The organism is Streptomyces sp. NPDC048349, assembly GCF_040651925.1.
Classification (GTDB): domain Bacteria; phylum Actinomycetota; class Actinomycetes; order Streptomycetales; family Streptomycetaceae; genus Streptomyces.
Genome location: NZ_JBEZLA010000010.1, coordinates 144,564 through 154,258, shown reverse-complemented (window position 1 = coordinate 154,258; position 9,695 = coordinate 144,564). Strand labels below are relative to the sequence as shown.

The 9,695-nt window shown below is 68.0% G+C and carries 10 protein-coding genes and 3 pseudogenes; 9 read left to right on the top strand and 4 right to left on the bottom strand.

What is annotated here, in order from left to right; genetic code table 11:
- The 5 genes and pseudogenes from AB0D44_RS08900 to AB0D44_RS08880 all read left to right on the top strand — a co-directional run.
- A pseudogene (locus AB0D44_RS08900) lies at window positions 1-116 on the top strand (IS5/IS1182 family transposase); the annotation flags it as partial.
- Between the two features lie 92 nt (window positions 117-208).
- Window positions 209-640 carry a VOC family protein gene (locus tag AB0D44_RS08895; RefSeq protein ID WP_362586578.1) on the top strand — a complete coding sequence of 144 codons (432 nt, stop codon included), beginning with the start codon at window positions 209-211 and terminating at the stop codon, window positions 638-640.
- Window positions 641-660: 20 nt separating this feature from the next.
- Window positions 661-1,194: pseudogene (locus AB0D44_RS08890) on the top strand (transposase family protein); the annotation flags it as partial.
- A 102-nt stretch (window positions 1,195-1,296) separates the two neighbouring features.
- The gene (locus AB0D44_RS08885; protein WP_362586575.1) at window positions 1,297-1,470 is read left to right on the top strand and encodes a hypothetical protein; all 174 of its coding nucleotides are present in this window, start codon (window positions 1,297-1,299) and stop codon (window positions 1,468-1,470) included.
- Between the two features lie 444 nt (window positions 1,471-1,914).
- A complete protein-coding gene (locus tag AB0D44_RS08880; protein WP_362586572.1) occupies window positions 1,915-2,406 on the top strand; it encodes a hypothetical protein in 492 nt (163 codons plus the stop codon).
- A gap of 104 nt (window positions 2,407-2,510) precedes the next feature.
- Here the strand turns inward: AB0D44_RS08880 and istB are convergent, their stop codons facing one another.
- The gene (gene istB, locus AB0D44_RS08875) at window positions 2,511-3,356 is read right to left on the bottom strand and encodes an IS21-like element helper ATPase IstB (protein WP_362586569.1); all 846 of its coding nucleotides are present in this window, start codon (window positions 3,354-3,356) and stop codon (window positions 2,511-2,513) included.
- Entirely contained in the window at window positions 3,353-4,999 is a 1,647-nt protein-coding gene (istA, locus tag AB0D44_RS08870) for an IS21 family transposase (protein ID WP_362586602.1), read from the bottom strand. Before istA ends, istB begins: the two co-directional genes overlap by 4 nt.
- A gap of 130 nt (window positions 5,000-5,129) precedes the next feature.
- Between istA and AB0D44_RS08865 the strand changes: the two genes are divergently transcribed.
- Complete coding sequence (locus AB0D44_RS08865; protein WP_362586566.1) at window positions 5,130-5,303, top strand: hypothetical protein; 174 nt, start codon at window positions 5,130-5,132, stop codon at window positions 5,301-5,303.
- 95 nt (window positions 5,304-5,398) lie between these two features.
- Entirely contained in the window at window positions 5,399-5,533 is a 135-nt protein-coding gene (locus AB0D44_RS08860; RefSeq protein WP_362586563.1) for a DUF6233 domain-containing protein, read from the top strand.
- 158 nt (window positions 5,534-5,691) lie between these two features.
- Here AB0D44_RS08860 and AB0D44_RS08855 read toward each other — a convergent pair whose 3' ends face one another.
- Both AB0D44_RS08855 and AB0D44_RS08850 read right to left on the bottom strand, forming a co-directional pair.
- Window positions 5,692-7,221 (bottom strand): hypothetical protein, encoded by a 1,530-nt coding sequence (locus AB0D44_RS08855; protein ID WP_362586560.1) that lies wholly within the window; start codon window positions 7,219-7,221, stop codon window positions 5,692-5,694.
- Window positions 7,222-8,066: 845 nt separating this feature from the next.
- Window positions 8,067-8,597 carry a hypothetical protein gene (locus AB0D44_RS08850; RefSeq protein WP_362586557.1) on the bottom strand — a complete coding sequence of 177 codons (531 nt, stop codon included), beginning with the start codon at window positions 8,595-8,597 and terminating at the stop codon, window positions 8,067-8,069.
- Window positions 8,598-8,637: 40 nt separating this feature from the next.
- Here AB0D44_RS08850 and AB0D44_RS08845 point away from each other — a divergent pair.
- Both AB0D44_RS08845 and AB0D44_RS08840 read left to right on the top strand, forming a co-directional pair.
- Window positions 8,638-8,765, top strand: a pseudogene (locus AB0D44_RS08845) (AAA family ATPase); the annotation flags it as partial.
- A gap of 525 nt (window positions 8,766-9,290) precedes the next feature.
- A complete protein-coding gene (locus AB0D44_RS08840; RefSeq protein ID WP_362586554.1) occupies window positions 9,291-9,659 on the top strand; it encodes a hypothetical protein in 369 nt (122 codons plus the stop codon).
- The last annotated feature ends 36 nt before the right edge of the window (window positions 9,660-9,695 follow it).

Genomic DNA, 9,695 nt, shown 5'->3' with positions numbered 1-9,695 from the left:
AACGCTGCTTCAACCGGCTCAAGCAGAACAAGGCCCTCGCCACCCGCTACGACAAACGAGCCCGCCACTACCAAGCCCTGGTCACCCTCGCCTGCTTACGGCTCTGGCTTCCATGACTTTGCGGACACGCCTTAGCAGACGCCTCCTCCCGACAACGTCTGGACCTCCCGACCTGGGGAGATGAGCAGGGCCCTGTTATCGTGCGCCGATGTCAACGATCAAACAGTTCCAAGTGACCTTCGACTGCGCGGAGCCTGCGCGCCTCGCCGCCTTCTGGTGCGAGGTGCTGGGGTACGTCGTGCCGACGGTCCCGGAGGGCTTCGCCACGTGGGAGGAGTACCACCGCTCGCTGCCGCCCGAGGACGAGATCTACTTCGCGTGCACTGATCCCTCGGGTGTGGCCCCGCGCTTGCTCTTCCAGCGAGTTCCCGAAGGCAAGGTCGTCAAGAACCGGGTGCATCTCGATGTGCGGGCCGGCGCCGGGCTCGTGGGTGAGGAGCGCCTTGCCACACTCGAGGCCGAATGCGCACGGCTGATGGCGCTCGGCGCGAAACACGTGCTGACGCAGCGCGCCGATGGCGTCAACGAGTCGTGCATCACGATGCAGGACATCGAGGGCAACGAGTTCTGCCTCGACTGATCCTCCTCTGAGACTGCGAGGTGGGGAGCCGCCTCCGGCCTCGGGGAACATCGGGGCAGCCGATATCGGCTGCCCCGAGCCCTCGCAGCTTCGGCAAGCTGGTGACGGTGGTTCGCCGTGAGGCCGCGGACGGGGCACGGCGCTGTCGGCCGTGGAGCCTGTCACTGGAAGACCGGGTGCTCCTGGTCGTGGCGTACTGCGCACGAACTTGACGCTGCGCCAGCTGGCTCCGCTCTTCGGGGTCTCCAAGTCGACCGACGCCCGGATCATCGAACATCTTGGTCCGAAACTGGCACTCCAGCCGCGCAAGCGGTTCAGTAAAGACACCGTGCTCATCGTGGACGGCACCCTCGTACCCACCCGAGACCGCAGCATGGCCGAGCAGTCCAAGAACTACCGCTACTCCACCGCGCACCAGGTCGTCAGCATGCCGACACCCGCCGGGTGGTCGTCGTCGGCCGACCGATGCCCGGCAACCGCCACGACTCCCGCGGCTGGAAGGAGTCCGGGGCGAACGAAGCCGTCGGTGACACGTGACGATCTCGGACGGCGGCTAACAGGGCACCGGACGCGTCAAAGGCCACGTAGAGGGCGGGCAGCGTCGAGCTGCGCCGTACCGCCCACACCCACACCCCTGCCGGACGGGAGGCCGCAGCATGACCGAGCAGACGACCACGACGCCCAGCCCGCAGGCCGGTCCTGTCACCTGGGCGCCGTCCCAGACCGTGTGCTGCGCCCTGTGCCATCGCCCGACAGCGCGGTACGGCGCTCCGGCCGGCCCCCTGTGCGAGGCGTGCCGCAAGGAGCGGCGGGTGCAGTACGGCGTCTGAGATGGACCAGCACTCCCCCGTGATTTTGTATCGGGTCATATGAGAGCCACTGCTTCGGTGTGAACGGGAGCCGGGTGTAGACCGTTTGTGGCGGTGGTGTACTCGCCCGGGATTGGTGCTCTTCGGTGAGTCCGGGGGGCCACTTCGGCGGGAATGGGAGCCACTGATCGGGTGACCGGGCGGGTCTGGGCGGAGTGTCCGAAAAGACCGGGTCAGCGTCGTCGATAACGTATGGTCGCGGGCCCGGGTTGCCTCCCTGACAAGTCGTGGCCAGGGCCCGCCCCACACGAAGCGAGAGCACTGCGACGGATGCCGTGATCGAGCCCGCTGGGTTCCTCGGAGTGCCTGAAGCACTGGTCCAACTGGCTGGCGCGTGGCGTACCCGGCCGTCCCCCCGTCTTCAGCACCGCTGTAGCGTTGTCCGCAGACGATCAGGGGGGTTCAGTGACGAGGTCCTTGCACTTCAGCTGGGAACTGAGCGGCTCCGGCTGGGCAACGTGCAGGATTTGGGACGGCTCGACGAAGCACCGGGAGAGCGTCAGCTACTGCACAAACGCGCTCGCCGACTTGTTGAAAGGCGTGACCGGCCTTTACGGCCCTCATGGCATCCAGCGGTTCTCGTTCGACCTTGAACCGGCAGAGGCGCGGTGGATTCTTCGTCGCCGAAACAGTGACGTGCACATCACGGTCCGTCGCTTCCCGGACATGTCGACCAGCTTCGACGCACCGGACGGCAAGGGCACCCTCGTGTGGACGTCCACACGTCCTCGCACCTCCCTGGCGCATGCGGTCCTGATGGCTGCCGAGAACGTGCGGCGAACCCACGGCGAGGACGGCTACCTCCAGAAGTGGCAGCTGCACGCCTTCCCCACCACCGAACTGGAAACCCTTCGGCACCTGCACCTGGCAGCGGATGACTGCGCTCTCCAGCACTGAACCAATGGCGCCTCACCGCGCAAACAAAAGCTGAGCCAGAACCGCTTCTTCTGCTCAGAGCCGGCCATCGGGGGGGCCAGTCCTTCGTGCTGCCTGGCGGGTTGTCAGCTCTGAGCGGTGAAGAGGGATTCCTGGGTGGCTTGGTAGCGGTAGGACTCGGTGCCGGTCTGGATCAGCGTGCAGCGGAAGGTGATCCGGTCGGCGATGGCCGCGCAGAGGCGGGCGTCGCCGAAGGTCTTGTCCCCCTCGGTGAACGGCGAGTTCGTGGCGACCGCGGTGGCCTTGCGCTCCTCGCGCTCGGTGAAGATCTGGAACAACAGCTTGGCGCCCTTGCGGTCCAGGTTGAGGTAGCCGAACTCGTCCAGACACAAAAGATCGATCTTGCTGTAGCGGGCGATCACGGAGGACAGGCGGCGGTTGGCGTCGGCTTCGGCGAGCTCGTTCACCAGCGCCGAGGTGGTGGTGTAGCGCACTGACAGGCCGGTCTCGGCGATCGCGGTGCCGATCCCGATCAGCAGGTGGGACTTGCCGGTGCCGGAGTCGCCGATCAGCACCAGCGGCCTGCCCTCGCGCACCCAGGTCGGGGACTTCAGGTCCGCGACGACCTCGGGGGTGACGTTCGGGTTCTTCGAGAAGTCGAAGTCCTCCAGCCGCTTGGGCTGCGGGAAGCGGGCCAGCCGCAGCAGCCGCTGCTGGCGGCGGAGGTCGCGGTCGGTGAGCTCGGCCTGCAGCATGTCCAGCAGGAACTGCTTGTAGGTGGCCTGGTCGCGCCGGGCGCCGGCGGCCAGGTCGATGAACCGCTCGCGGAAGGCCGGCAGTCGAAGCTCGCGGCATGCCTCGTCGATGAGCATGTCCTCCGGGTCTCCGGGCAGTGACAGTCGGCGGCCGGGGACCTTGCCGCCGGTGTCCGGCTCGTCGTCCTGGTCCGTGACGGTGATGGTCGGGTTCATGCGCCGTGGCCTTTGTGGGTCTCGCTGTCGCGGCTGGCGGCCGAACTCAGCAGCCGGTCGTACTTGCTCATGTCGGGCAACCCCTGGCGCGGGTCGGGCGGCAGGCGGCGCGCGTGCAGGGAGATCACCCGGGCCCCGCCGCCCGTCGCCGCCGAGCCGTCCTCGGTCTCCTCTTCGGCGTCGGCCAGCAGCTCAGCGTCGTCGGCGTCGGTGCCCTCCATCGCCTTGCGGGCCTCGATGGCGACCAGGTCGGTGGAGACCGACCCGATTCGCAGGCAGGTCTCCATCGCCTTCACCATCGCCTCGGCGGGCAGCTGGCGGTGCAGCAGCACCTCGATCAGCATCCGGGTGCCCTCACGGTCGCCGGCCTTCTTCTTCGCCGCCGCCCAGAACGCCTCGTGGACCTTGGTGAAGCCGCCCTCCGCGCGGGCTTGCGCGAGTGCCGAGGCTCCCGCGAACGCGCCCCGCTTGACCAGCAGGATCTCCAGGTAGTGGTCCAGGAAGTCGTGGTAGGTGTAGCGGCGCGTCAGGCGCGGGTGGCGGGCGACGACCTTGCGTCCGTCGAACACCCACGACTCGTTCGCCCGCGGCTTGACGCGGACCTTCGCGCCGATGAACTTCGCCGGCACCGAGTAGTAGCACTGCCTCACCGTGATCCGGGAGTTGCGCGCGACCACCGGCGTCAGGTCGATCCCGCAGTCGTAGTCGTCCACCGGCAGCGACCGCAGCCGCTCGCGCTCGGCCTCGAAGTCGAACCCGATCGAGGTCGGCCGACCGTGGATGTGCCGGGCGTCCTCGGCGACGTCGATCGCCGCCAGGCGCTCGTTCAGCTCCGCCAGCGACTCCACCTGCGGCGGCGGGACCAGGTGCTTGCGGCGGAACCGCCCGCCCTCGTGCTCCACCCCGCCCTTCTCGTGGGCACCATCCTCGCCTGGCGCGCAGTAGAACGCCGAGAACTGGTACCAGGACTTGAACGACGCCCACCTGGCCGATTCCAGCCGGGAGCGGCCGAACAGCACCTGCTTGACCGCCGGCTTCAAGTTGTCGTAGCGCATGTGCACCGACGGCACCCCGCCCAGCACCGTGAACGCCTCCACGTGCCCTTCCAGGAACGCCTCCTGCGAGGCGGTGGCGTAGACCCGGTGGACCGCCTTGCCGGAGTAGGACAGCCGCAGCGTGAACAGCACGCACTTGCGCCGCTGACCCGCCAGGTCCAGCCAGAAGTCCGCGAAGTCGACCTCCGCCTCCTCGCCCGGCCTCTTCGCCTGCGGCACCATCCCGTCCAGGTGCCGACGCCCCTCCAGAGCCTCCGCCTTGATCTCGGGGCGTCGCTTCCTTACGTACTCCCACACCGTGGTCTGCCGACCCAGTTCGAAGTCGTGCTCCGCGGCCAGACGCTCCATGATCCGCGGGATCGTGTGCTTCTGCTTCGCCGGCGCGTCCAGATCCTCGCGCAGCATCGCGTCAATGAAGCCCTTCACCGGCTCCAGCACGCTCTTGCGCGGCGGCGGCGCCTTGCATTTCGGCGGCACCGGCGACTCCAACGCCTTCTTCACCGTATTCCGCGACACCTTGAACCGCGCCGCGAGCTCCCGCCCCGACAGCCCCTGCTCGCGCTGAGCCCGGCGGATCCTTTCGAACAGCCACTCACGTGACCTGTGCACCAGCGGTCTCCCTGACCTGGACCGTGATCAACAGGCACAGCGTGACGGCCGAATAGCCCAAGCCACCGCGATTACTCCGAAAGCGGCATGTTCCACACCATCACACCGAGTGGCTCCCGAACTCACCGAAGAACCACCGGCTCCCGTTCACGCCGAAGCCCCGGCTCTACTTCACCCCGATGAAAACACCCCCGTCACCCTCCGCCTGGAACTGCTGCGCTTCCTCGAACACGTACAGCTCCAGGACCTGAAGCACCCCCGCGACTGGATCGCCACCGAGTAGCAGATGATCGCCGCTCAGGCCGAGCGGCGGCCTGCGCCGCCGCCTCCGGACTGGCTGATCGAGCACGGGATCGGCACCGGCCGGCCCGCCGTCCGGTGCCGACCGGGGAATGCTGGGACACCCGCAGCCGCTGCAAGCCCGCCACGACCGACGCCGCCCGGCCGGCCCTGGCCGAAGGAGTGCGGGCATGCCCGCAGTGCCGCCCGGAGACCGCGGGCATGCTCGACTGACCGCCACCCCGCAGGGTGGACGCATGAGCCCCGACCTGCGCGTGATCGTCTACCCGCCCGACGACCAGGGCGGCCGCCGCGTTAAAACGACGCCCTCAGGCGGCTGGGCACGCTCATCGCGCTGTCCACCGGCCGACACCCGTAGAAGAGGGCGGTTCTCAGGCGGGCCGGGGTGCTGCAAGCGTCTGCGCAGCCTCTGCGGCCTGGCGCAGATTCTCGGTGGGGTGAGCAAGGCCGTCGAGCATGGCTACTCCCGACCGGAGTGCTGCATGGGCCACCTCGTGTAGACCGAGCGGCACGGCGGCCAGCGTGATGAGGAAGTGTTCCTCGGTGACCGTCACCCCCAGACCGAGCTCCCGCCAAGTGAAGGTCTGACAAGACGGTTTCGTTAGATCAAGATCGAGCTCTAGCTGACGGGCAGGCGGCAGTGGCGGCGGGCCGTCGAGTACCGTGACCGCCCGTCGAAGGGACTGCCACGCTGCCTCTACCTCGCCGTGGCGGCGTTGCAAAGAGGCAAGGTCGACGAGGGCGGCGCCACGCTTGTCGGCGTCGTCCTGCAAGGACGCGTGCAAGCGGCGTGCCCGGATCGCCTGCCCGAGATCACCGAGGATCTTGAGCTCGTTGGCGAGACACTCGAGCAGGGCCCCATCGCGCGGGCCCGTGCCGTCGAGGATACGTATCAGGGGGGCGCGGGCCAGTTCGGTCCGCCCCTGGCGGCGGGCCAGCGCCGTCCAGGTGAGGTCGTATTCATCGTGGGGATCCTGGCCGTAGTTCGAATCGTCGACGTCCGCCGCCCACTGCGTGAGGGCTCGTGCGGAAGCGGGGAAACCGCCGAGCAGGAAGTGGACATCGGGGTTGGACTCCCGCAGGGACCACAGCAGAGCATGGTCCTCCGACTCACCGTGCAGGGCGACCAGGACCGCGGCGAGGCGGAGCTCTTCAGTGGGCCCGCGGCGGACTTCCTGCCGCAGGAGTACGCGCAGAAGCTGCAGGTCGCCCGGCTGCCGGTCGTACTGGGCAGCGCGCAGAACGGTGGCCCGCCGTACCGGATCACCCGCAATCGCGTCCCAGCAGGCGAGGTCCGCCCGCATCCGGGCCAGATCGGCCCGGCCGGGAGCGAGAACCGCCTGCCAGAGCGGCGGACGCCGAAGACGGTCCAGCAACTCGTACGCGCAGCCTTCATCCGCGTTCAGCAGCAGGAACTCCGGCTCGGTCCGCAGAAGGGACGCCTGGAGCCTGTGCAGCAGCTCCCTTCTGGGGAGCCGGCGCAGACCCAACCCGCTGAGCAGCGTGCTGCGATCGGCGTCCAGCTCAGGGTAGGAGCCCCGAATCTCCTCTTCGGTCCGGTTGAACACCGCCTCGAGCGCTTCGTCATCGGCCGCGAGGTCGAGATCGGTGTAGTCGTGCCAGCCCGGCAGACCGAAAAGGATCTCCAGAGCCTCGTCCATGCTGGCACCGATGAGACCCGCCTCGCCCTCGGAGCTTGCGTACAGCACAGCCCCGTCGGCACATATGAAATAGGTTCCCCCGGTGTCGTCGCCCGCCACTGCCGTCAGCGGCACTCCGCTCGCCAGACGGACCTCTTCCGCGTGCTCGGCCCGGTCAAGATCAAAATCGAAGGATGCAGCCAGCCTCACCAGATCAGGATTCCGGCGCAGGACAGCAAGTACGTGGTCGGGGCGCGTCATGGCCGGACCGTAACAGCCGCCGCTGACACCAGATCGTGCACGGTCTCAATACTGGAGGGTTTGCTCAGCGTGACCGGCCGGACACCGGACACCGCAAAGCCCTGTCCATAACTTCTCCTCATAGGCCACCCCCGCGCGCAGCGCGGCCGGGCCTGGCAAGGCTTCCGCGGCCTGGGCCGGCATCGGCTCTACCGGCGGCCTGAGCACCATCCGCGACGGCCTCCCTCCCTCCCTCCCTCCCTCCCTCCCTCCTGCCGTCCCCTTCAGGGTCCGCCGAAGCAGCGGGGGTGGCCGCAGGGCGGCCACCCACATCCTGACGGCTAGCCGTGACGTTGCGGTCTTGGGGGCGGCGTGCAGGTCCTACGCCTCCGGCAGCGTGACGCTCCGGTCCGCCTCTACGTAGTCGATTTCCTCGTCGTCCTTGATTTGGTCGAGGAGGCTGTCGGAATGGTTGCCGCGAAGGCGTTGATGATGGGGAGGTAGTGCGTGACCTCGCCTCCTCCTTCACGCACCTTTTCCGCTAACGCGTTGATGCGCTCGCGGGTCACGCGGGTGGGTGCACAGCCGGGCCGACAGGCTGATCAGCCGACGCCGCAGTGCGGCCGTGCCGGCTCCGGTGGGGGCCTGGGCGACGGCGGCGTAGGTCTGCTGCCACGCCTGTTGCAGGGTGATCAGGTCTTCGGGGAAACGGAACGGTGCTCCACCCCTACTGGGCGCAACCCGCCGGCTGGCGGGCTGGCGGCGTCGAGCTGCGCCGTGCCGCCCACACCTACACCCCAGGTGGACGAGAGGCCGCAGGATGACCGAGCAGACCACCGACACGCCGCGCCCACATGCCGTCCCCGTCACCTGGCACCGTCCCAGACCGGACCCTGCGCGCGGTGCCATCGCCCGACAGCGCGGTACGGCACTCCGCTGCCGGGGCCCTGCCCGAACCACGGCATGAACTGGAATAGCCGGGCCAGGTTCCGCGTCACCGCAGCCGCCATGATGCTTGTCAGGAAGAACACCACGACAACCAGCGGGACAAACACAGCACTGTCGGCCCCCGTCATCACTGCCAAGACCAGGGACCCGAAGGCAGCGATTCCGGCAGGGACGAATACTCTGGGCATCCACGGCTTGTCGTCGTCTTCGGGCCCGGGGTCGGCTGGGAGAGCCCCCGTGAGGAGCGCCCCGTAGGCAGCCTGGGCCTGCCTGATCCGGTTGACATGGCCCTCGACGACTCCGGAGTTCCACGGCTGCGAGAGTCCGGTGATGACGGGGTCGAGGTCGCGCTCCAAGTGCCGGGCGAACCGCTGGAGGCTGGGCAGCTCGGCGGTGGTCGCGGCTTCGATCCATGCCGGCAGTTGGTGACCTTGCAACTGGGTGAGCATGTGGGCGAAGGAACGAACGTGCCCGGCGAGTGCGTCCAGTTCGCAAGCCTTCACCGGCCCCCGCCTCTGCGCGGCATCGTTGACCGGCTCACCTTCGGCGGCAACATCATCGAGACCGGCACGGACTCCTACCGCCTGGCCACCACCCGAGCGTGCGCCGAACGCTGAGCATCAGCTAACGACACATGCCGGTGCCTCCCCCAGTCGGGTGGACGGTCGCCGGGACGGCAGCAGGGGCCTGTTGTTCAGGACCACGGCAGGCCTCGCACGCGTGGTTATAGATCGCGGCTACCAATCCTGAGCCACTGCGCTCTCCCGGGGGCGGCCATGCCCCCACGGGGCCAGGGCCGCCCTGCATGACGGGCAGCTCAGCTGACCTTGCCGCAGCTGCCGTTCCAGCAGGTCGTTGTCGACGATCAGCACCCAACAGCCTCCGCAGACCACGATGTGTTCCCGCTCCGAGCAGGACGAAGTACTGCAAGCCTGCCCAAACGTCAAATGGCCTTGTTCACGTTCAGCAGCAGCGTTTGTTGATGGGTTTCAGCAGCGGCTGGTCGGCATCTGGCTCGTGGATGTTCACGAGAAGTAGCGGCAGTGCCGTGTCGCTGAGGCGACCATCGTGAGGGGAGGCTGGTTCGGTTCACGTTGAGTCCCGGATGCTGGCGTCCCGAACGAAGGTGCGATGATCTGTTCGTGGTGACAGATGCCGAGTGGACTCGGATCCGGAGGGGCCTGCGCTTCGGGCAGGTATTTGAAGGCACCGTGGTGAAGGTTCCCCGGCCCGGTACGATCGGGATCTTCGTGGACATCGGCCTGAGCGTCGGAGGGTTTGTCGATGCCCTGTGGCTATCGGGCGAGATCGAGGACTGGCCAGCGGAAGGCACGGTTGCCGATTTCAAGATCTGGTGGGCTGACAGCCGCCAGCAGATCCGGCTGATGCCGTGCGATTCTCGGTATCTGCGGAACGACTTCACAGCCTTGGTCGAACGCTTCCGCCCCAATTGGTCATCCGATGTTGGCCAGCCCGTGGCTGACCCAGAGCCCGCGACCCTCGACGAGTAGCGGACCGCCCTTCGCGCTGATGGCCGCGGGCCAACT

Coding starts and splice junctions, on each gene's coding strand:
- AB0D44_RS08895 (WP_362586578.1), top strand. CDS start 209: ATGTCAACGATCAAACAGTTCCAAGTGACCTTCGACTGCGCGGAGCCT.
- AB0D44_RS08885 (WP_362586575.1), top strand. CDS start 1,297: ATGACCGAGCAGACGACCACGACGCCCAGCCCGCAGGCCGGTCCTGTC.
- AB0D44_RS08850 (WP_362586557.1), bottom strand. CDS start 8,597: ATGCTCACCCAGTTGCAAGGTCACCAACTGCCGGCATGGATCGAAGCC.
- AB0D44_RS08855 (WP_362586560.1), bottom strand. CDS start 7,221: ATGACGCGCCCCGACCACGTACTTGCTGTCCTGCGCCGGAATCCTGAT.
- istB (WP_362586569.1), bottom strand. CDS start 3,356: ATGAACCCGACCATCACCGTCACGGACCAGGACGACGAGCCGGACACC.